Source organism: Pseudomonas extremaustralis (assembly GCF_900102035.1).
GTDB lineage: Bacteria > Pseudomonadota > Gammaproteobacteria > Pseudomonadales > Pseudomonadaceae > Aquipseudomonas > Aquipseudomonas extremaustralis.
Genome location: NZ_LT629689.1, coordinates 2,696,625 through 2,721,589 on the forward strand (window position 1 = coordinate 2,696,625; position 24,965 = coordinate 2,721,589).

At 57.2% G+C, this 24,965-nt stretch carries 22 protein-coding genes and 2 tRNA genes; 15 read left to right on the plus strand and 9 right to left on the minus strand.

Features of this window, described 5'->3' with window-relative positions; genetic code table 11:
* Positions 1-93 precede the first annotated feature (93 nt).
* Positions 94-1,614 carry an MFS transporter gene (locus tag BLR63_RS12290; protein ID WP_010565185.1) on the plus strand — a complete coding sequence of 507 codons (1,521 nt, stop codon included), beginning with the start codon at positions 94-96 and terminating at the stop codon, positions 1,612-1,614.
* A 79-nt stretch (positions 1,615-1,693) separates the two neighbouring features.
* Here BLR63_RS12290 and BLR63_RS12295 read toward each other — a convergent pair.
* From BLR63_RS12295 to pcaQ, 5 genes are all read right to left on the minus strand, one after another.
* A tRNA-Asp gene (locus tag BLR63_RS12295) sits at positions 1,694-1,770 on the minus strand.
* A gap of 19 nt (positions 1,771-1,789) precedes the next feature.
* Positions 1,790-1,865: transfer RNA gene (locus BLR63_RS12300), tRNA-Val, on the minus strand.
* A gap of 279 nt (positions 1,866-2,144) precedes the next feature.
* Entirely contained in the window at positions 2,145-2,747 is a 603-nt protein-coding gene (gene pcaG, locus BLR63_RS12305; protein WP_010565184.1) for a protocatechuate 3,4-dioxygenase subunit alpha, read from the minus strand.
* 12 nt (positions 2,748-2,759) lie between these two features.
* Positions 2,760-3,479 (minus strand): protocatechuate 3,4-dioxygenase subunit beta, encoded by a 720-nt coding sequence (gene pcaH / locus BLR63_RS12310; protein WP_010565183.1) that lies wholly within the window; start codon positions 3,477-3,479, stop codon positions 2,760-2,762.
* A gap of 129 nt (positions 3,480-3,608) precedes the next feature.
* Positions 3,609-4,538, minus strand: a complete 930-nt coding sequence (pcaQ, locus tag BLR63_RS12315) for a pca operon transcription factor PcaQ (RefSeq protein ID WP_010565182.1) — start codon at positions 4,536-4,538, stop codon at positions 3,609-3,611.
* Positions 4,539-5,610: 1,072 nt separating this feature from the next.
* Here pcaQ and BLR63_RS12320 point away from each other — a divergent pair.
* The 13 genes from BLR63_RS12320 to BLR63_RS12380 all read left to right on the plus strand — a co-directional run bounded on the left by BLR63_RS12320 (position 5,611) and on the right by BLR63_RS12380 (position 17,217).
* Entirely contained in the window at positions 5,611-6,453 is an 843-nt protein-coding gene (locus BLR63_RS12320) for a transporter substrate-binding domain-containing protein (protein ID WP_010565181.1), read from the plus strand.
* A gap of 7 nt (positions 6,454-6,460) precedes the next feature.
* The gene (locus tag BLR63_RS12325) at positions 6,461-7,120 is read left to right on the plus strand and encodes an amino acid ABC transporter permease (RefSeq protein WP_010565180.1); all 660 of its coding nucleotides are present in this window, start codon (positions 6,461-6,463) and stop codon (positions 7,118-7,120) included.
* Entirely contained in the window at positions 7,120-7,767 is a 648-nt protein-coding gene (locus BLR63_RS12330) for an amino acid ABC transporter permease (protein WP_010565179.1), read from the plus strand. The genes BLR63_RS12325 and BLR63_RS12330 overlap by 1 nt, the downstream gene beginning before the upstream one ends.
* Positions 7,754-8,578 carry an amino acid ABC transporter ATP-binding protein gene (locus tag BLR63_RS12335; RefSeq protein WP_373419542.1) on the plus strand — a complete coding sequence of 275 codons (825 nt, stop codon included), beginning with the start codon at positions 7,754-7,756 and terminating at the stop codon, positions 8,576-8,578. The genes BLR63_RS12330 and BLR63_RS12335 overlap by 14 nt, the downstream gene beginning before the upstream one ends.
* Entirely contained in the window at positions 8,575-9,807 is a 1,233-nt protein-coding gene (locus BLR63_RS12340; RefSeq protein WP_010565177.1) for a M20 family metallo-hydrolase, read from the plus strand. Before BLR63_RS12335 ends, BLR63_RS12340 begins: the two co-directional genes overlap by 4 nt.
* Before the next feature lie 16 nt (positions 9,808-9,823).
* Positions 9,824-10,534: a DUF1989 domain-containing protein gene (locus tag BLR63_RS12345; protein WP_010565176.1), complete on the plus strand. Its 711-nt coding sequence runs from the start codon at positions 9,824-9,826 to the stop codon at positions 10,532-10,534.
* Positions 10,535-10,616: 82 nt separating this feature from the next.
* Entirely contained in the window at positions 10,617-11,222 is a 606-nt protein-coding gene (locus BLR63_RS12350; protein ID WP_010565175.1) for a cupin domain-containing protein, read from the plus strand.
* Positions 11,223-11,717: 495 nt separating this feature from the next.
* Entirely contained in the window at positions 11,718-12,716 is a 999-nt protein-coding gene (locus tag BLR63_RS12355) for a BMP family protein (protein ID WP_081480366.1), read from the plus strand.
* 7 nt (positions 12,717-12,723) lie between these two features.
* Positions 12,724-13,899, plus strand: a complete 1,176-nt coding sequence (locus BLR63_RS12360; protein ID WP_158000186.1) for an ABC transporter ATP-binding protein — start codon at positions 12,724-12,726, stop codon at positions 13,897-13,899.
* 12 nt (positions 13,900-13,911) lie between these two features.
* Positions 13,912-14,241, plus strand: a complete 330-nt coding sequence (locus BLR63_RS12365) for an ABC transporter-like protein (RefSeq protein WP_010565172.1) — start codon at positions 13,912-13,914, stop codon at positions 14,239-14,241.
* A complete protein-coding gene (locus BLR63_RS12370; protein WP_010565171.1) occupies positions 14,238-15,347 on the plus strand; it encodes an ABC transporter permease in 1,110 nt (369 codons plus the stop codon). The genes BLR63_RS12365 and BLR63_RS12370 overlap by 4 nt, the downstream gene beginning before the upstream one ends.
* A complete protein-coding gene (locus tag BLR63_RS12375; RefSeq protein ID WP_010565170.1) occupies positions 15,337-16,263 on the plus strand; it encodes an ABC transporter permease in 927 nt (308 codons plus the stop codon). Before BLR63_RS12370 ends, BLR63_RS12375 begins: the two co-directional genes overlap by 11 nt.
* A gap of 39 nt (positions 16,264-16,302) precedes the next feature.
* Positions 16,303-17,217, plus strand: coding sequence for a polysaccharide deacetylase family protein (locus BLR63_RS12380; protein WP_230633867.1), 915 nt, complete (start codon positions 16,303-16,305; stop codon positions 17,215-17,217).
* A gap of 427 nt (positions 17,218-17,644) precedes the next feature.
* Here the strand turns inward: BLR63_RS12380 and BLR63_RS12385 are convergent, their stop codons facing one another.
* Positions 17,645-18,334, minus strand: a complete 690-nt coding sequence (locus BLR63_RS12385) for an isochorismatase family protein (protein WP_010565168.1) — start codon at positions 18,332-18,334, stop codon at positions 17,645-17,647.
* Positions 18,335-18,487: 153 nt separating this feature from the next.
* Here BLR63_RS12385 and BLR63_RS12390 point away from each other — a divergent pair, with 153 nt between their 5' ends.
* Positions 18,488-19,354, plus strand: coding sequence for a LysR family transcriptional regulator (locus BLR63_RS12390; RefSeq protein ID WP_231998166.1), 867 nt, complete (start codon positions 18,488-18,490; stop codon positions 19,352-19,354).
* Between the two features lie 9 nt (positions 19,355-19,363).
* Here the strand turns inward: BLR63_RS12390 and BLR63_RS12395 are convergent, their stop codons facing one another.
* The 3 genes from BLR63_RS12395 to BLR63_RS12405 form a co-directional block, all read right to left on the minus strand.
* The gene (locus BLR63_RS12395) at positions 19,364-20,869 is read right to left on the minus strand and encodes an NCS1 family transporter (protein ID WP_081480365.1); all 1,506 of its coding nucleotides are present in this window, start codon (positions 20,867-20,869) and stop codon (positions 19,364-19,366) included.
* Between the two features lie 158 nt (positions 20,870-21,027).
* Positions 21,028-22,797, minus strand: a complete 1,770-nt coding sequence (locus tag BLR63_RS12400; protein WP_010565165.1) for a hydantoinase B/oxoprolinase family protein — start codon at positions 22,795-22,797, stop codon at positions 21,028-21,030.
* 17 nt (positions 22,798-22,814) lie between these two features.
* Complete coding sequence (locus BLR63_RS12405) at positions 22,815-24,905, minus strand: hydantoinase/oxoprolinase family protein (protein ID WP_010565164.1); 2,091 nt, start codon at positions 24,903-24,905, stop codon at positions 22,815-22,817.
* Between the last annotated feature and the right edge of the window lie 60 nt (positions 24,906-24,965).

Sequence of the window (24,965 nt, forward strand, 5' to 3'; positions counted from 1 at the left end):
TTCAGTCCATTATGAGTGGAATGTAAGGCTATTTATCGACGATTGCATCCAGCCTAGAGTCTTTGTCTTCATAAAACAGCCGGAATACCCCCCATGCACACCACCACCGAGACCCTGGCCGCCCCGGGCCGCCATGCCATCCTGGCCGCGATTTGCCTGGCGGCGTTGGTGTTGCCCATGAGCTTTACCGGCGGCGCTGTCGCCACGCCATTTATCGGCCAGACATTCGCCGCCCACCCCACGCAACTGGCGTGGATCACCAACGCGTTCATGCTCAGCTTCGGCAGCTTGTTGATGGCCGCCGGCACCCTCGCCGACCGCTATGGGCGCAAGCGCCTGTTTTTATGGGGCATGGCACTGTTTACTGGCGCCTCCCTGTGGCTGACGGTGGCACCAGGCATGCTCTGGCTGGATGCCTTACGCGCACTACAGGGCGTCGCGGCGGCCATCGCGCTGGCCAGCGGTTGTGCGGCGCTGGCCCAGGAATTTGACGGGCATGCGCGCACGCGCGCCTTCAGCCTGCTGGGCACCACCTTCGGCGCGGGGCTGGCGTTTGGCCCGCTGTTGTCGGGGCTGCTGATCGAACAGTGGGGCTGGCGCGCGATTTTCCTCGGCACGGCCGTGCTGGCAGGCCTCTCGCTCATGCTCGCTGCGCCGACCCTGCGGGAAAGCCGCGATCCCCGGGCACTGCGCCTGGACACGGCCGGCGTGCTGACGTTTTCGGCCATGCTGGTGAGCTTGACCACGGCGGTCATCCTCGCGCCGGAACAGGGTTGGGGTGCGGCGAGCACGCGGTACCTGCTGGCGGTGGCCGCCGTGTTGCTGCTGGTGTTTATCCTCGTTGAACATCGCGTCCGCCACCCGATGCTCGATCTGCAGCTGTTTCGCTTTGCGCGCTTCCTTGGCGTGCAACTGCTGCCGATCGGCACCTGTTACTGCTACATCGTCCTGATCGTGTTGCTGCCGCTGCGCTTTATCGGCGTCGAAGGCCACGGCGCGTCCGAGGCAGGCTTGATGATGCTTGCACTGTCGGCGCCCATGCTGGGGGTGCCGATGCTCGCGGCGACGCTCACGCGCTGGCTGTCGGCGGGCGTGCTGTGCGCCATTGGCCTGCTGATCGCGGCGGCGGGCTTGTACGCGCTGAGCCTGGTTCAGGTCGGCCAGCCGTGGCAGACAGTAGTCGCAATGCTGATCATCGGCATCGGCACCGGGTTGCCATGGGGCTTGATGGACGGGCTGGCGATCAGCGTGGTTCCCAAAGAACGTGCGGGCATGGCGGCGGGGATTTTCAATACCACACGCGTGGCCAGTGAGGGCGTGGCGCTGGCGGTTACCCTGGCGGTATTGAGCGCCCTGGTTGCGCGTCATCTGCCGCAGCACAAGGCGCTGGACGTTTCCGTCATTGCGCAGAGCCTGGTCATGGGCAATGTGCAGCACGCCAGTGCGAGCCTGCCCGTGGCGGTGTTGCGCACGGCCTATATCGCCGGCTTCAACAACTTGTTGCAACTGCTGGCGGGCTTCACCTTGCTGACGGCGGCGGCGGTGTTGATTTTCCTCGGTCGACGCCCCATCGCGCCCCTCCACGCCGAGGCCGCACAGGGATCGACGAGCTGAATGGCAGGCACAAAAAAGCCCGCTCGATGAGCGGGCTTCCTGTGGTGACCTGGCGTTCAGCGTTCCAGGTTACCGAATATGGCGCAGCGGACGGGACTCGAACCCGCGACCCCCGGCGTGACAGGCCGGTATTCTAACCGACTGAACTACCGCTGCGCGTAACACTTGAAGCGAATGGTGGGTGATGACGGGATCGAACCGCCGACCCTCTGCTTGTAAGGCAGATGCTCTCCCAGCTGAGCTAATCACCCTTCACTTTCGGTGTGGGGCGCATCATATACGAAAAATCTGCAATGTGTTGATTTAAATGCAATTTATTTTAAGTATTTTCCAATAAGCGGCGCGCACCGGTAAAAACAGGCTTGTGCTGCGCCAAACACGATGCCCCTGCATTAACTAGGCGCTGGGCCTCGGCAGTGAAAATACCCTTCGATAACACCTCACCGCACCTGGCGCACCCAGCAAAAAGCCCGCTCGATGAGCGGGCTTTAGAGAGCGAAAAACCCGGCAGCGCAAACCCTCTCGAACCATCAGAAGTCGAAGAACACCGTTTCGCCTTCGCCTTGCATCTGGATATCAAAACGGTAAGCCAACTTGCCATCAACCGTGCAACGCTTGGCGACCAGCGTCTCCCGGCGTTGAGGCTGTTCAATCAGATTCAGCACGGGATCGACAGCATTGGCCTGGGCTTCATCGTCGAAGTACACACGGGTCTGCAGGTGAATATTGATGCCCCGGGCGAACAGCGAAACGTTGATGTGCGGCGCCATCGGCACACCCGCAGCGTTCTTCACGGTGCCCGGCTTGACGGTATGGATCTGCCACTCGCCAGTATCCATGGTCGCCGTGCGGCCAAAACTGTTGAAGGGCTTTTCCAGGTTGTAGTCGCTGTCGTAAACGCCTTCGTGGTCAGCCTGCCAACATTCCAGGAACGCATCGCGAATCAGGTGACCGTTGCCGTCATAGACATGGCCCAGCAACAGGATGTGCTCCCCCGGCGCACCGGGCTTGGCCATTTCGTTCCAGATTTCCTGCTCGCGGGGCGGGTTGCCCGCCGCCTCCAGCGCCAGGCCGATATGCACGTAAGGACCAGCGGTTTGCGACGGGGTTTCAGGCAGAAGTTCAACGGGCATGATCGGGCCTCCTCAGCGGTTTTCGAAGTGGGTCTTGCGCTGACCGCGCAGAACGATATCAAAGCGATAAGCCAGGCAATCCATAGGGTTGGCCATGCTCATATCAAGCCTTGCAATCAGGCTCTGCACCGCATCCGGATTGGCGATCGACTTGACGATCGGGCACATTGGGATGAGTGGGTCACCTTCGAAATACAGTTGGGTGATCAATCGCGTGGCAATCGACGGGCCACTGATGGAGAAGTGGATATGCGCCGGACGCCAGTCGTTAGGACCATTGCGCCACGGATACGGGCCTGGCTTGACCGTGCGGAAACTGTAGTTACCGTCGCGGTCGGTCAAGGCACGACCGACGCCACCGAAGTTAGGGTCGATGGGCGCCAGATAGCTATCCTTCTTGTGCCGATAGCGCCCGCCGGCATTGGCCTGCCACATCTCCACCAGGGTATGGGGAATCGGCTTGCCATATTGGTCGCATACCCGACCGGCGACGATAATGCGCTCGCCGATGGGCAAGCCGCCGTGGTTGAAGTTCAGCAGCAGATCGTTATCGTGCTGACCCATCTTCAGGTGGGAAAAGTCCGGGCCGCTGGTTTCCGACCGTGATTGGGGAATGCTCACCAAGGCCTGACGCGGGGAACGCAGGATTGAGGTTTTGTAGTCAGGCGTGAGGGCTTTGGGGTGCCAATTACGGTCACGAATGACGAAACGGCTGTTGTCCGCATCAGACATGTCGGTTTCCTTTTTATTATGGATAAAAATCAGGGATGACCACCGCGCAAACAGCAATCAACGACCCAGTGTCCCCTGATGAAGCGCTATCCAAAACTGAAAAAACCGCCCCTATCCATATCCAAATGGTTATGGATAGAAACCCTCGCGATATTCCTCGCCCACCTCCCGCAGCACCTCGACACACCATTGAGCCGCCAAGGACATCGTCAGCGCAGGATTGCTGCACAACCCCACAGAACCACCCGGTTCGCGAATCCCCAACTCCAGCTCAAGCAGATCACCCCGACTCAAGTCCTGCCTGACCGCATCGAAAGGCGCGACCCAGATCGCCTGACTGCACTGCACATAACGCCGGCTCAAGATCAACGACAGGGTTTCCAGGCGCTGGCGCGGTGGATTGATACTGTGCTGCACGAACAAACTGTCGGCGAATTTGCGAATTGTCGTCCCTGCCAGCGGCAACACCAGCGGATAATCTTCGATATGTTCGTGCGCCTGTGGATCGGTCAACAGCGGATGGCCGTTACGCACCACCAGGGTCATGGATTCGCTGTATAGATGTTCGAACATCAGCCCAAGGATCTGCGGGCTGTCCGTCATGCGTCCGACCACCAGGTCCAGCTCCCCCACCCGCAATTGCGACAACAGGTACGCGCTCGGCCCGGTCACCACGCTCACGACCAGCGCGGGATGTCGGGCATGCAAACGACAGACGACCTCGGGCACCAGCAAGCTTTCCACGGTGGACAGCACGCCGAGCCTGGCGGTGAAGGGCTCATGCTCGCCGGAACGCAGGCTATTCACCCCTTCACGCAGCGCTTGTACGCTCGGCCCGGCATAACGCAAAAAGGCCACGCCGGCTTCAGTCAATGCCGCGCCACTTTTGCTGCGCACAAATAATGTGGCCGTCAGCAGGGTTTCGAGTTCTTTGAGGGTCTTGGAAAGCGCTGGCTGGCTGATCGCCAACTTTTCCGAGGCGCGTGCCAGACTGCCCTGGCGCGCCACTTCGAGAAAGCACACCAGGTGGCGGAATTTGATGCGGGTATCGATATTCACCGTATGTTGCTGCCTTCGAGGTGTCCCCTGCCGCGCGTGAAAAAGCGCGAGAAGTAAGCTGGTTCGCAAGATTGCCCGCGAAAGTGTACCCCCGATCGCTCTCACCACACAGCGAACGCCGGCTGTCGACCTCGTGGATCAGGTCGATCAGAAAGGGGCCGCCGCCAAGCTGACGCCGCGAGGGAGCCAAATTGCAGGCACAAAAAAGCCCGCTCGATGAGCGGGCTTCCTGTGGTGACCTGGCGTTCAGCGTTCCAGGTTACCGAATATGGCGCAGCGGACGGGATCATAACTCATCCTCTAAATCATTGAAAGCTTCAGCTTTCTGTAGCTCAGCATACTGCTGATGGACTTAATTATGTACTCATTATTTCAAGTTGGGAATTACGATGCTCAGCGACTCTCTGAATGGCCCGACTAGATTACTTTGGACCAGCTTGACGTTCGCGAGCACCTGATACGTCTTGGTAACGTCAAAACCTCGGAGCCGGAACCCAGTCGCTATGTAGTGGTCAACTGATCCCAGCCAGATGTAGCATTGCCCATTACCGTTGCAGCGGCTCTACGTAAAGCAGTTGACTAAAGCCAGAAATCGGCCAATTGCGGCCGTTCCGTGCTAATTATTGTAGGTCAATGATCATGCGTTCGGTTTCAATCGAATGCCTCGCAATCGTAGCCTGCCGTCTCAGAGTTCAAACTTCCGGCTCTCGCCACCCCTGCAAAGCGTGCCAAGGCGGTCAAGCTGACCAAAGCTGCCATTCGTGACCGACTGCTTTCGAGCTCTGAATAGTTACTCGTTAGGGCATATGTAAGCACTGCGTTTCTCCCCCCCCGCCCCACGAACAAGCAACCGAGCAGCGCCGGCACATCCAAGCACTACAGATACCATTCACACACCACGCACCACATCAATGCGCACCACCGGCTATCGCACGCAATTAGCGCACTTCCCCGTCTTTCTATCCTGTCCTACGCCCCAATTCCCTCGAGCTAACTCCTGGCACGAATCATGCTTTTGTAATATTATTCAAGCTACTTGAATATAAATTTAAGTACTTCAAGGGGAATACCAATGACGCGTTTCACTCTAAAGGCGCTGTCGCTCGTCACGCTGTGCAGTATTTCTCTAGCGCACGCAGACGATTTGCTGCAGCGCATCAAGCAGAAAAACGAGATAGTCGTTGCCACCGAGGCGCGTTTTGCGCCGTTCGAATCGGTCGAGAATGGCAAGATTGTCGGCTATGGCGCAGACCTGATGCATTACGTACTGGATGCTGACTTGCCCGGCGTCAAGGTGCGCCAGCTCGATCTACCGTTTCAAGGGATTTTGCCTGGCCTGGATACCCGCAAATTCGACTTCGTTGTGACATCGGTGACAGTCAATAAGGCGCGTTTCGAGCAATTCGCTTTTACCGCCCCTATTGCCGAGTCCACCGTTGCACTGCTCAAGCGCGCCGACGACACCAATATCAAGGCGTTGACTGACTTGAACGGCCGGGTGATTGGCTCTCAAGTAGGTTCCGGGCAGTTGGCAGTGCTACAAGCACTGGATACCAAGCTCAAAGCTCAGGGCCAACCGGGCCTCAAGCAGATCAAAGAGTATGTGAGCTTCGATGAGGCTTATGCGGATTTGGCCAATGGTCGTCTCGATGGCGTGGCACAGTCGCTTTCCAACTTAGGCCCGTTGATGAAAGCCCGTCCGGGGCTTTTCACAACGCTGCCGGAGATGGCGGGTCCAGTGACGTATTTCGGCTGGGTCGGTCGCAAGGATGCTGACAGCGCAAGCCTGGTGAAGCTATTTAGCGAGGGCATTGCCCGCGCAGCGAAAGATGGCACCTTAAAGACGCTGCAGGATAAGTGGTTCGGTTTCACCATGGACTTGCCTGCCGATGCCATGCCAGTACCGAGCATCTGAGCCGCTGATGATGAATGATTTCAGCAGCCGTCTCGCGCTCTATTGGCCTGCCTTGATCGACGGTGCAATAACCACATTGTGGTTGTGCGCCATCGGCATGCTGCTGGGTTTCATTCTCGGCGTAGTAATTCATCTAATTGCCAATGGTCGCAGCCGTGCCGGCAGAGCATTCACCAGGGTGTATGTCAGTTTCTTTCGCGGTACGCCAATGCTGGCGCAGCTGCTGCTTCTGTTTTATCTCCCATCGGCCCTGGGTCTGGATGTGCCACCAATGGTGGCTGCTGCTACGGCACTTGCACTGAATACGGCGGCTTATCAGTCGCAGATATTGAGCAGCGGTTTCGCCGCAATCCCCAAGGGACAGATGGAAGCGGCGGCCGTGTTTGCCATCGGCAAATACAAAACGCTGTTTCATATCCAACTGCCACAGGTGTTGCGCCTCACCTCACCCGCGCTGATCTCCGAGTTGATCGATGTGATCAAGGTTTCAGCGGTGGTTTCGGTCATCTCCATCACTGATTTGATGCGCGTCAGCCAGCAACTGGTTTCACAGACTTACCGCCCGCTTGAGGTGTATCTGGTGGCGGGCTTGTTTTATCTCGCGCTGACAAGCCTGTTGAGCGTGCTCGGCAGCCTGCTGGAACGTCGCTGGAAGGAGCTCAAGTGATGCAAGAATTATTGAGTTATCTGCCAGATTTTGCCAATGCACTGCTGGTCACGCTAGGTATTAGCCTTACTGCCGCTGCGATGGGCTTACTGCTGGGATTTGGGCTCAACGCCTTGCGCATGGCGGTCCCAGGATTTCTAGCGATCTATCGCGTTTACGTGTGGCTGATCCGCGGGACACCTTTTCTCGCCCAACTCGCGATTATTTATTTCGGGCTGCCCGTCATCGGTCTGCGGCTGGAAGCCGTTGAGGCAAGCATCCTGTCGCTGGCCATATACAGTGCTGCTTACTTTGCCGAACTGTTCCGTTCTGCCTGGGCAAGCGTGCCCAACGGTCAAGTGGAAGCGGCGCGGGTGCATGGTATTTCACGCAGCCGTGTGTTCTGGCACATACAAGCGCCGCAAGCGCTGGCATTCGCCCTCCCGCTACTGGGCAATCAGGTGATCCTGACCATCAAGGAAAGCGCCGTCACTTCGATTATTACTGTGCCAGAACTGACCATGACAGCCGGACGCATCGTATCCACCACCTTTTCCTACGTATTGCCGTACGCCCTGCTGGTGTTGAGCTACTGGCTGCTGACCTCAACGGTCGCCGCTGTCGCCAGCGCACTGGGGCGGCGCATGACACGCCATCTACGAGGCTGAACAGATGACTACCCTACCGCTTCTTAACTTGCGTGGTGTTGGTAAATCCTATGGCTCGAACCGCGTGCTCAGTGGGTTTGACCTGCGCGTGCAGGCCGGAGAAATCGTATCGCTGATCGGACCTTCAGGCTCCGGAAAAACCACCGCCCTGCGCTGCATGAACTTCCTTGAACGCTATGACGAAGGTGAGATCTGGATCGATGGTCAACTGCTGGGCTACAGCGGCTCGGGCAGGCGTGAAACCGACCGCGACAGCAAAGCCAAGATCGATGAGGTGCGCAACCCACTGTCCATGGTGTTCCAGCAATTCAATTTGTGGCCCCACATGACCGTGCGCGAGAACGTCATGGCGCCCCTGGTACTCGGCAAGAAAATCGCCAAGGAGCAGGCCCGCAGCCTGGCTGATCAGGCATTGGCACGGGTCGGCTTGAGCGCCAAGGCGGATGCGTACCCGGCTCGCCTCTCCGGCGGACAACAGCAACGCGTCGGCATTGCCCGGGCCCTGGCAGTAAAACCGCGGCTGATGCTACTCGACGAACCGACCTCGGCGCTGGACCCGGAACTCGTCGAGGAAGTGCTGCAAGTCATTCGCAGCCTTGCGAACGATGGCATGACCATGGTGATGGTGACCCATGAAATGAGTTTCGCCGCACAGATTTCCAGTCAGGTGGTGTTTATGGAAGCAGGAAAAATAATTGAAACCGGTACTCCGCAGGCACTGTTCCAGGCACCAAAGACGGAACGCTTACAGCAGTTTCTCAGCCCCTGGTTTGACCGCAGCCTCACTCCACGCGTGCAGGTGACCCCATGATTGCCGATCAAGTGATGCAAGCCGTTTCATCGGAACGATTGCAGCGTTTGTTGGAGACCCTGGCAACCTTCGGGCCCGGCATCGATGGCGGAATGAACCGGCAGGCGTTGTCCGAAGAAGACCTCCAGGCCCGCGCCTGGCTGATTGACGAAGCCCGAAAACTTGACTGCAAAGTGTGGACCGACGCCGGTGCCAACCTGTTCATCCGCCGCGAAGGCCGTGAGGACTTACCGCCAGTGATGACCGGCAGCCACGTCGACACCCAACCCACAGGCGGCAAGCTTGACGGCTGTTACGGGGTAATGGCCGGGCTTGAATGCCTGTATGCGTTGGCAGAACTCAACGTCAGCACCCGCCGCCCAATCGAAGTGGTGGTCTGGACCAACGAAGAAGGCAGCCGCTTCAGTCCGGGAGCGATGGGCTCCAGCGCCTACGTGGACCCGGCACGGCTGCAGACCTATCGAAACAACCTTGACGTTGCGGGTATCTCGGTCGGAGAGGCACTGGACGCTCACGCCCTGCGCTTTGCCGACCTGCCACTGCGCGAAAAAATCGCCACACACGCCTTTGTCGAGTTGCACATTGAGCAAGGCCCGGTATTGGAGCAAGCCAATGTCCCGCTAGGAGTGGTTTCCGGTATTCAGGGCGTGCGCTGGTATCAAGTGCGCTGCAAAGGTGCTTCGGCACATGCAGGAACCACGCCGACTCACATGCGGCGCGATGCGTTGTTGCTCGCCATGGAATCCCTGGGCCGCATTGACGCACTGGCCGAACAACTCGCCGGTGACGACAAGCGCCTGACATTCGGCCGCTGGAGCGTCTCGCCCAATGCAATCAATACGATTGCCGGCGAAGCAACCTTCAGCATCGACTTCCGCCACGCCGATCCAGCGGTTCTCGACTCCTTCGATAACGCCCTGAGTGCCTGCCTGCCTGCCGACGCCGAACTGACCAGCCTGTTCAGCCACAGCCCGACCGCGTTCGATCATCAGGTCATCAATGTGTTGGAGAACGCCTGCGACGCCACAGGACTGGCCTGGCAATCGATACGTTCTGGCGCTTTCCACGACGCCATGTATTTGGCCGGGCACTGTCCTACAGCAATGCTTTTTGTACCCAGCCGGGACGGCATAAGCCACAACCCGAAGGAATTCACAGATCCCGCGCAATTGAAAGCAGGCGCCCAGGCATTGGCCTGGAGCTTGGTTGCACTTGCAGAACAACCCTGAACCCATAGGAACTCATATGACCAACATCACACATAGCCATGACTATCCAGCCTGCTGCCAGCCCGACAACGGCTCCTCGCTGGGCATCAACGCCACGTTGAAAGAACCGATCTCGGCCGATGGCACTCCAGTCCTGGGCGAAAGCTACACAGTGCCTGCCCGTTGTGGCCGCGCCGTCCGCCTGAAAGCTGGCCAGGTCATCAAAATCGTCAACACTCACGGCACCCAGGTATGTGACACCTGGTTGTTCAACAGCGAAGACATGAGCGAATTCCTGTCGATGGAACATGCTCGCGCGCATTGCAACAGCATCATTCCCAAAGCTGGCGACACGCTGTTCAGTAACCGTCGCCGCACGATCGGCACCCTGCTGACCGACACCTCACCGGGCATTCACGACACCTTGATGGCTGCGTGTGATCTGCACCGCTACACCAACCTGGGAGTAGAGGGTTATCACGACAGCTGCGCGGATAACATGCGTCTGGCCTTGCAGGCTATCGGTCTGCGCTCCCATGAAGTTCCGCAGCCTTTCAATCTGTGGATGAATATTCCGGTCAAGCCTGATTACACTGTTGAATGGTTGCCGCCGGTATCCAAAGCAGGGGACTACGTTGAAATCCGTGCAGACATGGACGTTATCGTGGTGATGTCCGCCTGCCCTCAGGACATCGTGCCTATCAATGACCTTAACCCGGTGGAAGTTACCTTCTCGGTTCACGGCTAATCGTCAATATCCCAGTAGACGACAGGCCTCCGTAACCCTAGGATGCCTGTCGCTCACTTCGTACAAACTTTTCGAGGGATGCATGTCCACACCCAGCAAAACGCCAGTAGCCAAATCCCAGCATTCCGATGGCCTGCCGAGCTTGAGCGTTCGTCTTCGCCATGCGCGCAAGGTGGCAGGCCTGACTCTCAAGCAAGTTGCCCAGGCTGCCAAGTGCTCCGAAAGCCTGATCTCCAAGCTGGAAAACGACGCAGCATCGCCTTCACTGGCCATGCTGCACCGCCTGGCACTCGCGCTCGGCAGCAACGTGTCGGAGCTGACGTCTGAAGACTGGGAGTCTGAAGAGCCCGTGCTGCGCGCCGGCGGTCGACAAGTGAGTCGTTTCGCACAAGGCACCGCGAAAGGCTATATCGATCTGGAACGCATCACTCATCTGCAAAAAGGCGGGCTGCTGCAAGGCGATATCCATATCGTTTCTCCTGGCATGGTCAGCGACATGATCGAGCATGCGGGTGAAGAGATGGGTTATGTGATCGAGGGCAGCCTCGACCTGACTCTCGGCGAGATCACCTACACGCTGAATGCTGGCGATTCCTTTCACTTCCCCAGCAACGTACCCCATGGCTATCGCAATTCGACCAAGAGTGTCGTCCGTATACTTTGGATCAACACGCCCGCAACGTTCTAATAAACTGCTGTCGGTACACGGCAACGTCCGCCTCGTCGACACCGCCGCTGACAGCGGCGCCCAACATCCAACAACATGCACCGCTCTGATCTGAAATGCATCTTCTGCTGTGAAAACCAGGAGCGCAGCCTTGTTGGCAAAGTATTGTCAGCACGCCGCCTCGCAACGCCGTTAGCTCATACAGGTGTTGCATTTGCGGTGCTCTAGGCGATGTCAGCATAGATGGAAATCATCCGACCACAACGCCCTCGACGTGCCTTCAACGTCATAACTGGCAATATTAATCAAGCACCTTGAATATTTATCCTGCCCCGTCCTCTATTAGTGCAACCTCCGTCCCAACGCATCAAACCAGCGCAACTTAGGTTGGCGAAAGACCTTTGATTTGTGGTGCTACATGGCAATAGATCGCGTCTGCGAATTAGGCATGAACATTGCTTTCACGTTATTAAAGTAACTTGAATTTAATGTAAGCCACTATAATCAGGGGAACGTATGACCCAATCCAGAGTCACGACTCCCTTCACCTTGCTCGCTCGCATTGCAGCGATAACTACCATCTGCTTCTCGTGTGTCTACGCGGGGACAGTTGCTGCGGATCCGTTGAAAGTTGCCATTGTGCTAGCCGGCAACATCACTGACCGTTCCTTCAACCAGTCCGGTTATGAGGGTGTAATTCAGGCACGCGACGCACTGAAGATCGAAGTGGCCTACAGCGAAAAGGTCCCGCAACCAGACCAGACTCAAGCCTTGGCAGACTATGCCCGACGCGGCTATGACGTGGTGATTGGTTATGGGGGCGAGTTTCAGGATTCAGTGGACCGGGTTGCCAAACGCAACAGCAAGACCCAGTTCCTGGTTGTAAACGGCACCAAAAGCGGCGGCAATGTCTCGACGCTGGCGTTCGATATGAAGGACATGGGTTATGTCATTGGCTATATCGGCGGCAAAACGTCACTGAGCGGAGTGGGTGGTTTTGTCGGTGCGCAAAAAATCAAAGCGTACTCCGACCTCAACGACGGTTTCGTCCAAGGCTTCAAGGCCGCCCGACCACAGGGCCAGGTCCTGAGTGCATGGACCAACGACTGGGATGACCTGGCCAAAGGCAAAGAAGCGGCCTTGAATCTGATTGGGCAGAAAGCCGATGTGGTGTTCCCGACCATGGATAACGCTGTACTTGGCAGCCTGCAAGCAGTCCGTCAGGAAAACAAACAGAGGTTCGGCATTTACTACGACGCTTTGAGTGACTGGCCGGATAACCTGCTGCAATCAGCCGTGCTGGATATGCGCGGGGCGCTGCTGACGGTGCTCACTCAGGCGCAAAGTTCGTCACTAGGCGGTAAGTCTTATGTTTACGGCTTTGAAACGCCCAAGGCCTTCCGCCTCGGTAGCTATGGCAAAGCAGTATCTGAGCAGACCAAGACCGATGCCGCGGCATTGATCGAGACCATCAAGCAGCGCAATGCCAGCCAGCAGTCGCAGCGGTGGCGGTAAAAACCTGATGAGCTATTTACAACTGGAGGGAATCGGCAAGCGATTCGGGGACTTCACGGCCCTGGAGGACGTCACTCTGGGAGTAAGCAAAGGCAGTATCCATGCGCTGTTAGGTGAAAATGGTGCGGGTAAAACCACACTGATGAACATCCTCTACGGCTTTTACCAACCGGACACGGGCGTGATTCGCCTTGATGGTCGGGAGCTGTCAATCGACTCGCCCCGTCAGGCCCTGTCTGAAGGTATTGGCATGATCCACCAGCATTTCATGCTCGTGGATAATCTGAGCGTTTTGGAGAATGTCATCCTTGGCTTGCCGGGCCGCCTGCGCCTGAAACTCGCTGATCACCGTCGCAAGCTGATCGAACTCAGCGCTCAGGTCGGCCTGGATGTAGCTCCTGACCGCCTGATCTGGCAACTGCCGATAGGCATGCATCAGCGGGTGGAAATCCTCAAGGCGCTGTATCGGGACGTGGAAGTGCTCATTCTGGATGAACCCACCAGCGTTCTGGCCCCTACCGAGATCGACGCATTTCTGCAAATTCTGGAGAACTTGCGCTCAATGGGCAAAACCATGCTGTTCATCACGCACAAGCTCGATGAGGTGTTTCGGGTTTATGATCGGGTGACGGTACTGCGCCGGGGCAATGTCGTCGGACACGCGCAGGTTAGTGAGAGCACGCCACAGGAAATTTCCCGGCTGATGGTCGGCCGCGAACTGGCCCAGCCCGTCGAGCTTCCCAAGGTTGTACAGGGTCCGGTTGTGCTCAAGGTCCGGGCTTTGTCAGCCAATAATGATCGCGGCATTCAGGCGTTGAATGCTGTCAGCTTCGAGATCCGAGCGGGGGAAGTGCTGGGTATCGTCGGCGTTGACGGCAACGGCCAGGCGGAGCTCGCGGATACGATCGCCGGAATGCGCCATGCGCAGTCCGGGGAAGTCTGCATGCGCGGCCAGTCGATGCTTGGCCACGATGTCGCCAGCCGCCGGAAACGGTTCAGGGTCGGCTATGTTCCCGAAGATCGCCACAGTACCGGGCTGGTCCTGGATTTCACGCTGTGGGAAAACGCCATGCTGCGCGATCACCGACGCTCACCGTTTTCGCGTTTCGCCCTGCTCAAATCAAAACGTGCGCGGGAGATTACCCAAGACTGGTGCTCCCGATACGACGTGCGCATGCATTAGGTTGACCAGCAAGTGCGATTCCTCTCCGGAGGCAACCAGCAAAAACTGATTTTTGCCCGGGAAGTCGAATGCGACCCTGACCTGCTGATCGTCATGCAGCCATGCAAAGGCTTGGATGTTGGAGCTATCGAAGCAGTGCAAGGGGTCGTGCGCGAGCAACGGCAAGCGGGCAAAGCGGTGCTTTACATATCGACGGAGCTGGAAGAAGTCATGGCGATTTCTGATCGTATTGGCGTGATGTGCGCTGGTCATCTGACTGGTGTACTGAATCGCGCCGACGCCACGGCGGACCTGATTGGTTCACTGATGACCAGCACGGCTTCACAAGAGGTTTTGTCATGAATGAAGTCTGGCGCTGGCTGCATCGCCTGCGAATGGTCTGGGCGGTGCTTGCAGCCTTCGCCCTGGGTTCGCTGCTCATCCTAGCGGCCGGCAAAAATCCCATGGCGGCTTATCAAGCGTTGTTTAAGGGAGCCTTTTTCGACTATCACGGCCTGGCCAATACCCTGGTCAAAATGTGCCCGATGCTGCTCGCCGGGCTTGCGGTGATCATTCCCATGCGTTGCGGGCTGCTCATTGTCGGTGCCGAGGGGCAGATCTATATCGGTGGCCTGGCAGCGGCAGCCGTCGCGCTGTATCTGCCACAGATGCCTGCGATGCTGCATGTGCTGCTGTGCCTGCTGTGCCTGCTGGCAGGCATGCTGGGCGGTGGCCTGTGGGGTGCGATTCCGGGGTATCTAAGGGCAAAACGCGGCATCAATGAAGTCATCGTGACGCTGCTGATGAACTACGTTGCGATCAATATCGTCAGCTATTTCGCAGGCGGTCCAATGATGCAGGAAGGCGCGCCCTACCCTTACTCAGCAGAAATCAGCGAAGACTTATGGCTGCCCCTTTTGCTGTCGGACACCGACACCCACATTGGCGTGCTGTTCGCAGCGCTGTTAAGCCTGCTGACCTTTGTCGTCTTCAAATACACCACGATCGGCTTTTCCATGACGGCGGTAGGCAAAAGCCCGCAAGCCGCGCGCTACGCTGGCATGTCCGTGAACCGCAACCTGATCGGCAGCATGATCGCAGATGGAGCCATCGCTGGCTTGGCGGGAGCGATAGAAGTACTCGGGGTCAAATACCGGTTGTATCACCTGTTCAGCCCCGGCTATGGCTACGACGGCATCGTGGTTGCCTTCATGACCAGCCTGAATCCTTTGCTGGCGACATTTTCGGCGTTTTTCCTTGCAGGCCTGAGCACTGGTGCGCAGTACATGCAACGCGCCATCGGCCTGGATGTGACAGCGATTGAAGCATTGCGCGGGCTGATCGTGATCTTTGTCGCCGCCGGGTTGATCTGGAAACTGAACCTGCAAAAGCGTAACAACCCGTTGGCGAAAGCGGCCAGCATCCCGAGCCAGAAAAACACAGCGGAGGGTTTGACCGATGGACGCTAGTTATCTGGATATTCTTGCCACCGGGCTGCGCCTCGCCGTCCCGTTGATTTTCGCGGCATTGGGTGGCATCTGGTGTGAACGTGCCGGGGTGTTCAATCTGGCACTGGAAGGCAGCATCTTGGGCGGCGCGTTTGGTGCGGCTGTCGCTGCTTTTTTCATGCACAGCGTGTGGGGAGGTTTGCTGGGTGGAGTACTTGCGGCGGGTTTGATCGGACTGCTTCTGGCAACCATGACCGTGCGCCTGGCAATCAATCAAATGGTCGCGGGTATCGCCATTAATATGCTAGTCATTGGCATTACCTCATTCTTTGCACGCATGGCGTTCAGCGAACAAGGTGCTTCGGCATTGTTGCCGGGCTTCACGACATTGCCTGTTCCGGGGCTGGCGTCGATCCCGGTGGTCGGCGATATTCTGTTCAAGCAGAATCTTCTGGTCTATCTGCTATACGCCATGGTGCCATTTGCCTGGTGGCTTCTGTTCCGCACTTCATGGGGCCTGAACCTGCGCGCCACCGGTGAGTATCCAAGAGCTGCCGATAGTGCCGGGCTGAACGTGTTCCGGATTCGTTTCTTAAGCATTGTCGGCTCTTGCGTGATCGCCGGACTGGGCGGCTGCTATCTGGTGCTGTCACAAGTGTTCATGTTCACCGAGCACATGAGCGCGGGCAAAGGCTTCATTGCCTTGGCCGCATTGATTCTAGGTAAATGGAATCCAGTGGGCGCACTAGCTGCCTGTCTGTTGTTCGGCCTGGCCGATGCACTGCAACTGCGTTTGCAATTTGGTCATCCGGATGTGCCCTATCAGCTGTTCGTGGTGCTGCCTTACGTCGCATCCATTGCCGCACTGGTGATCTTCGCTGGAAAAATCAGGCCTCCGGCCTCTGTAGGTGAATTCTTCAAGCGCGGTGGCAAATAACACCTAGCCTCGACTTTCAGCTTTTCAACAGGTACCGACATGAGCAAACCTGCAAGCATGATCAAGAGCCCTATTGCGTGGCCGGACGGTGCGCGCTGCGCCGTGGCGATCACCTTCGACATGGACGCCGACAGCTTCCTGCACTTGCATCGTCCCGCAGACAGCCACAAGCGGGTCAGCACCATTTCAACGCTGCAATACGGACCGAAAGTCGGCGTACCGCGTATCCTGCAGTCTTACCGGGACCTGGGTCTGAAACAGACATTCTTCGTCCCGGCCTGGTGCATCGAGCAATATCCGGCTGCGGTCGAGGCGATGGTCAAGGACGGTCATGAGATCGGGCACCATGGCTACATCCATGAGCACGTCAACGAAATCAGCGAAGAGGAAGAGCTGTTCTGGTTGCGTAAATCCATCGACATCATCGAACGCCACACCGGCCAGAAACCCCGAGGTTTCCGCGCCCCGCTGTACAACTTCTCCCCCGCGACCACAGACCTGTTGATTGTCGAAGGCTTCAAGTACGACGCGTCGTTGATGGGCGACGATACCCCATACATCCTGCAAGGCAAAACTGGGCAACTGGTCGAGTTGCCGACCCATTGGGCCATGGATGATTGGCCGCCTTACGTACACATGAGTGACATCGACTACAGCATGCCGATCCGTTCACCCCAGGAGGCTATCTCCGTTTACAAGGCTGAGTTCGATGCCATGTGGGAATACGGCGGGCTTCTGGTTGCAGTCTGGCATCCTTTCGTAAGCGGCCGCCTCGCCCGCTGGCATGAGACGGTGCGCTTCATTGAATACATGCAGGCCAAAGGCGGAGTGTGGTTCGCCACGCTGGAAGAAATCGCCGCGCATGTAAGTCAAGTACATGACCAAGGCTCGACAAATCTGCGGGTGGAGCGTATGCCGCCGTACGATGGTCCCGTCAAGTTCGACAAATATTAGCCAAAACGCTGAATGGCGGTCGCCAACGGGCGACCGCCTCACTACTAGAACCAGTTCCTCTAAATACTAATTTGGATAATTATTGCGTATTCGCCCATGTGAGTTTCGGCGACGGGTCGTTAACTTATCTGCATAGAAATGGCATCGACTCAAATGCCAGATGTTTGAATTCGCAGTAGCGCACGTCAGCACTGGCCCTACTGGGCTCTGCATGGAAGGGGTTATTGCATCGAGCGATTTAACGAGTCGGTACTGCGCAGCACCACCCCAATTACAGTCCGGCTAGGATGCCCTGGCACATAGGTGAAGGGATAGACGCACCATGGCCGAAATAACAAATGGCAAAAGGGCCGTGACGCATAGACACACGGCCCCTTCTTCGTCAGCTGTTTGTTTAACCAAACAGGACCCAGTCACGTTCTCGTAATTACTTCTGGCCCGCAGTCGCCAAGTAATCCAGGCATGTGTCGACAGTTTCTACATCGGCAAATTTTGCGTCGATGTCGAACAGGTTCCAGGCTACTGCGCCCGGGACACGGTCACCGATACATTCTTTAACTGCGATGGTACGAAAACCTTCAGCCAGGCCGTCACATAAAGTCGTGCGAACACATGCAGACGCTGTGACACCGGTGACCAAAATTGTGTCGACGCCAGCGGAACGCAAGTAGCCTGCCAGCGACGTTCCACTGAACGAACTGGCGCGCTTCTTGATCAGCACGAACTCACCCTCAATCGGGGCGATACGCGAGTCGATGGCCCAAAGGTTTTCGTCACTCTGGTTGACCACATCCACTGGAATTTTGTTGTGCCATTGGCCCATATCGGTGTTCGGATCATTGCGATCGGTATTCTGGTAGCACGTTGTCACGTGGACGATCGGAAAGCCCTTGGCGCGAAATTTTTTCATCAGGCGCTGGACGCCCGGAATAATTTCGTCGTCGATCTTATCGCAAGTGAACGGGTTGCCCGGGCGAGTCCAGGCATTGGCCAAATCGACATTGATCAGCGCCGGGTGCTTACCAAAACCGATGCGGCGCTGAAAACCTCGCTCCTTGTAGAGCTTGGTAGATTCTTCGAACGCGCGTTCAAGCATGATCATCAGTTCTTGCGACATAGTGAGTCTCTCCAGTCTAGGTAATGAAGGTTGGCATTAGAAATTGCCTTGACCTGATACTCACGGTAATCCGTGGTATAAATAACATCCAATTCATTATTTGACATTATTGATACCAGTATGAGCATCAATATCCGTTTCGACCTCAAGCAGATGAAAGCCTTTATCGCCGTGGCCGAACACCTTCATTTCAAGCGCGCGGCGGACGTGCTGTTCATTACCCAGCCTGCGTTAAGTCGTTTGATTAGAGCTCTGGAAGAAGAAGTGGAGGCGCAGTTATTCCAGCGCACCACCCGACAGGTTGCGCTGACCGAGGCCGGTCGCCTGTTTCTCCATGAGTGCCAGCAGGTATTTCGCCATATAGAGCGCGGAATCGAGTTGGCGCGTAGCGCAGCGGCGGGTGATATTGGTCACCTCACGGTTGCCTACAACGATTTTGCAATCAACGGCGCCCTGCCCGCGATCCTTGAGCGCTTCAAGGAACTCCATCCGAACGTGACGGTAGAGTTGCTCTACATGCCGTCGCACGAACAGTACAAAGCCATCGATGATTGTCTGATCGACGTAGGATTTCTTTTGGGCCCGGTGTCGATGCCAGGGATCAAATCCCTGCCTGTGTCGCAAGAGAGAATGGTGGCCATTCTTCCCGCCAGACACCCATTGGCTGGCAACACCAGCATCAGGGTCGAACAACTCAAAGACGAGCGCTTCATCTTCGGCGCGGCCAGCGGCTGGAGCCTGTTTCGGGAACAGTCATTTCAGCTCTGCCAACGCTTTGGCTTTACGCCGAACATCATTCAGGAGGCGACCACCAGCATCGGTATCTTCGGGCTGGTGGCCGCTAATATGGGCGTGTCGATCTATTCGGAATGCGCCTACAAGATCCAGCGCGAAGGGGTAGCCATTATTCCCCTGGAAAACGAGCATGCCTGTGTGCAAACCATCGCCGCCTGGAACGACGCATACGAAACGCCCACGGCAGCCAGGTTCAGGGCGTTGTTGCAGGACCTGACCGCCTAGCGGCGTAGCTTAATCCAGGCGATTGATGGGTGTACGGTGAAAGCTGTCATTTTCGCCGTCGTAGCTCCAGTTCATCCCCACGCTGGTGGCGAGCAAAGACTCATTGTCCGGCGTCAGCAGTTCACGTTGCGGATAGCGTTTAGCCACCCAGAACTTCATCAGTACAAAATAGGCCACCAGTCCCACCACAAAGCCGACCACAAAGGCCCAGTCACCCGAGAAGAACGCCAGCACGCTAGCCAGACTCCAGGCCAGCAACCCCGCGGGATTGAACCCACGCCAGTAATAGAACTGTCCTTGCACTTGATAAAGTTCGGGCACATTCAGGTGGCGGCGTCTGAGCAGGTAGTAGTCCGCGATCATGATTCCGCCGATAGCCGACAGAAAGGATCCGTAGGAAAACAGGAATGCAAAGAGGTTGTCGAGGATCGCCCAAGGCATGGACAGCGTGCCGATGATGCCCGCGATGACGACCGCCACTGGATACTTAACGTAGGGCGCGCCAGCGTTGACGAAGGTCAGCGCTGCCGGAATCAGATTGGCCGCTGTATTGGTCGACCATTGCGCCAGAACCACCAGCAACATAAGCACGACCAGACTGATACCCGTGCTCTGCACTTGAATCACATTGATCGGATTCCAGTCTCCTGCCGCGATAAATGATGCCGCACCAATCAGGGCAATCCATGTCTGGGTCAATGGCAGTGCAAGTAACTGAGCAAGCAGTGCGTGCTTGTTGCGTTTGATAAACCGTCGGGAATCCAATGGCGTCTTCAGATAACGGGTGATATTGGGAATATCGATGGCCAGTGTCGACCAGAACGCTACGTTAGCCAGGAACAGCGTCGTCCAGCTCAGTTGTTTGTCGCCGACGAACGTCCAGATATTCACGCCTTTGGTAGTCGCCAGTACGTCCAGCGTCATGTACATCCAGACCGAAATGGCAATGATTGCCGGCGCGGCAATCGAGGACAAAAACTCCACTGCCTTGATCCCCATGGCGGTATTGATGATCTGGACCACAGCAAAAATCACGTACCACAGCGGCCAGTTATCAAAACCGGTCAGGTATTCAATGATGCCATTGAGGGCCAGCGCTCCAAGGTACGTCTGAATACCGAACCAGATTGCCGCAATCACCCCACGAAACAGAGACGGAATGTGCGTGCCATAAATACCGAAAGGCGCGCGCAGGTAAACCGCAAACGAAAGACCATGCTCGGTGCCAATATCGGCCGTCAGGGTCATCAACAAAGCCAGGACAAAATTGGCAAGCAGGATAATCAGCACGACCTGGGTCAACGACATGCCGGAAACGCCGGTGGCGCCCAACTGGAACGTGGCAATCATGAAAGCGATCCCAATCCAGATCCAGGTGAACCCCAGTGTGCCGATCGAACGCTGCTGGCGCTTTATCGGCAAAATCGTCTTCTCCAGCAAATTATGGCGAGACACCGAGACAGGACTTGCCGCTGCTGGGATATCGCTGGCGATATCGGGTGTGTTCAGAGTCATTGACAATACCTCTGGGTAAGTTCGAGGCGCACGGCGACGCTGGCCCTTTTTGAGGAGGCCAGGCCGTGCAGGGGTAAATAAGGGAATTCAACGCTTTATCTGGAGCCCGACAAACCATTGGGTGATCTGTCGGACTTCTCAATGGGACCGATCGAAGGTCAGCCGTTCTGCGCCGTCAGCTGTGCTCGTCGCTTATCAGTGGCGGCTAGATCCAGCTGAACCTGCTCGTCCAGCACCACGCCATAGACTTCATAGGCTTGGTCCAGGCTGCAGAAGTCATCCAGGACATCTTCGCGCACCTGCTCGGCGCTACGCTCCAGCGGATTGCCGTAACCACCGCCGCAAGGCGAGTAGTACGCCATGACATCACCGGCCCGGGAGGCGTAGCCGGAGAACTTCGATGGCATCGAAACGATATCGTCAGGGGTTGCCACATTGTAGATTTCAGTCTTGCCGACCACGCCCTCACAGCCGCCGAAAATACCCCACGGCACGTCGTAATGGCGTTCGCTTTCATGGGTGATGAACCCGTTGGTCAACACCCGTTGCGCTTTCACCACGCCGATCCCACCGCGATATTTTCCGGCGCCGGGCATGACGTCATCGCGTAACTCGTAACGGTCACAAATCATCGGCAGGTGCATGCCGAGGTCTTCAATCGGGTTATTGCGGGTATTGGCCATGAGGTTGTCGATGGCGTCGGGACCATCAGACCGGGGCCGCCCGCCGTAAGCGCCTTCGTTGACCTCCAGGAACACCCAATAGTCGCCGCTGGGTTTGATGCCCGAATAGGCGGCAAAAGAGATCGACGCCGAACTGCCGGCAATGATCCGCTCTGGCAGTACCGGCGCCAGGGCCTTGATGATCAGGTCAATCATGCGGTTGCACTGGGTGAAACGCGCCTCGGCCGCTGCCGGGAAAATCGGGTTGAAAATAGTCCCTAACGGCGCCAGCACGCTGATCGGTCGGAACGAGCCTTCGTTGGACGGTACCGGGCTTTGCGTGGTGTAGGCATCCAGCAGGATCTTGCGAAACGCAGCAAATGCCGCGACCTTGCACGAGCCCTCGAAGGGTACGTTGTACGCAGTCAAGGTTTGCGCCGCGGAACCGGTCAGGTCCACGATTACCGAATCGCCCTGCACCTTCACCGTCACCACCACCGGTAAGCGCTGATCTCTATGGCGACCGTCGTCGTCGAGAAAGCCTTCGGCGCGGTATTCGCCGTCAGGAATTTCCTGAATCTTCTGGCGCATGATGGTTTCCGAGTAGTCAATCAGTTGATTGATCGCATCGAAAGTGAAGTCCTTACCGTAACGCTGCAGCAACTCCTTGAATCGCTTGACCCCCAAATGCGCAGAGGCCACTTGGGCTTCGATGTCGCGGATCAACTGCGTGGACGCGCGGCTGTTGTACTTGAACATCTGCACCAGCGCCTCATTGCGCACACCCTTCTCGTACAGCTTCAGACCTGCCATGAGCATGCCTTCGGCGTACACATCACCCACATCGATGATCAAGCCCGGTGTCGCCGCACCAATGTCAATGTGATGCGCGGTGTTACCGGAGAAGCCGACCAACTCCCCTTCATGAAAGATCGGAATGATAATGGCCAGATCCGGGCTGTGGCTCGAACCGTGGTACGGGTGGTTATGCACCACCACATCGCCCTCATGCCAAGCGCCGCCTTGCAGGGTCGCTTCAATTCCGCGCAGATACGCCGGGATGGAACCGATGTGCATGGGCGTCGATTCGGACTCACAGATGGTCTGATATCGGGTGTCGAACAGACCTGCGCCCATGTCTTGGGACTCGCGAATGATCGATGAGAACGACATGCGGTACAGCACGTGGCCCATTTCTTCGGCGATGGTTTTTAAGGCACCGTTGATGACTTGCAGGGTAATCGGATCTACTTTTTGCTGGCTCATGGCGCGGACCTCAAAGATTACGAACGGGAAATGATCAAGTTGCCATGTGCGCTCACTTTCGCGACCCAGCCTGGCGGCACCAATGAGGTCGAATCGTGTTGCATGAGCATTGCCGGGCCCTCGATGTATTGTCCTGCTTGCAACTTGTTGCGGTCATATCGCGGCGTTGACAAGCTCTGGCCGTCATCGAAAATGGTGGTTCGTTCGTACAGGAAAGCGTCACCGGTATCGCTGTCCTGAGCTTCCGGCAGCGCCGACCAGGCCAGTTTTTGCGACTGTGAATGACCGATGACCCGCAAGCTGACCACTTCGACCGTGGCATCGTCGAAACAATAGCCGTAGTCCTTTTGGTGCTCGCGATGGAACTGCGCCATGACCTCGGCAATGGCCGCACGGTCAACTGCCCCAGCGGGTATCCGCGAGCGCAACTCGAACCCCTGCCCGTCATAGCGGCATTCGGCGATGCGGGTCAGCTGCATATCAGCTGCGCTCACACCATCATTTTCCAGCTGTTTGCGGATGTCCGTCTCCAGCCCCTGCAATGCCTGTTCAATGCGCGCCATGTTCAGCTCGCTGATATCGTTGAGGTTGCACAGCAGCGACCGCAGCGCTTCGTATTGCAGGTCGGTGGTCAACAGCCCGGCCGCGGCAGTGATGCCCGGTGCAGGGGGAATCAACACCGACTTAGCGTTAACCTCATCCGCCAGCGCCGGACCGTGTACGGGGCCTGCGCCGCCAAACGGCATCAGTACGAAATCCCGGGGATCGATCCCTTTGGCGACGGAATTGGAGCGTATCGCCAAGGCCATGTTGTTATTGACGATCTTGAGAATGCCCAGCGCGGCTTGATGGACATCCATGCCCAGTGGTTTGGCAATTTTCTCTTCGATAGCTTTATAGGACAGTTGCGGGTCCACTTGCAGATCGCCGCCAAGCATCTGATCGGGGTCGAGCCGCCCGAGCACAATGTTGGCGTCCGTTACCGTCGGTTCCACACCGCCACGGTTGTAGCACGCAGGGCCAGGGTTGGAGCCAGCCGAGCGCGGGCCGACCTGGAAGCCTCCCGCCGCGTCAATGAACGCCACCGAACCGCCCCCTGCTCCGATAGTGATCAGATCGATCATAGGCACCAGCACCGGATGCCCGGAGACGTAAGAGTCCCGTGGGTTCATGATTTTGATCTGTCCGTCGACCAGCGTCGAAATATCGGCAGAGGTTCCACCGATGTCCACTGTAATGATGTTCCGTTCGCCATCCAGACCCGCGAAGTAATGCCCGCCCATCACACCGCCTGCCGGGCCGGACATCAAAATGTTCACAGGCCGATCGCAGCAGCTTTCCACGGTGGCCACGCCGCCGTTGGACTGCATGATGCGCAGGTCCGCATGAATACCGTTGTCTCGTAGCTGGGTGGATAAATGGGTCAGATAGCTTGAGGTGCGCGGTCCGACGTAGGCATTCATGGCCGTAGTGGAGAAACGCTCATATTCGCGCATGACATCGACCACTTCGCTGGAGCAGCAGACGAACGCTTGCGGCATTACCGCCTGAACAATGGCTTTGGCTCGAAGCTCGTGGCTGCGCTCGAGAAACGAATACATGAAGCCGATGATCACCGCCTCGACGCCGCGAGCCTTGAGCGTCAGCGCGGCGTTACGGACCTCCTCATCGTCCAGCGGCGTCTGAATTTCGCCATGGGGCGGCAGGACGCGCTCGTTGATCGCGATGCGGTTGCGCCGACGGACCAGCGGCGCGCTCTGCCACGGAACGTCGAAATGCAGGGAAAAGTTAAACGGGCGCTTGTGGCGGCCAATGTGCAGGATGTCGCGAAATCCCTTGGTGGTCAGCATCCCAACATTAGCGCCGTTGTGCTCAATGGAAATATTGGTTGCGACAGTGGTGCCGTGGACAATTTGTTTGATTTCGTCGAAGCCGATTTTCGCCTTGGCACATAACTCCATGATCCCGCGCATGACTGCCAGGGACTGGTCCTCGACCGTGGTAGGAACTTTATGGGAAAAAATCTTGCGGCCAATGGAATCCAGCTCGGTGGTTTCCAGAATCAGGTCTGTATTGGTGCCGCCAACATCTACGCCAATGCGTGCCATGTCATGATGCTCCTGCATTATCGCGAATGCCTCAAACCGGGCGTCCGGGGCAAGTTCGCC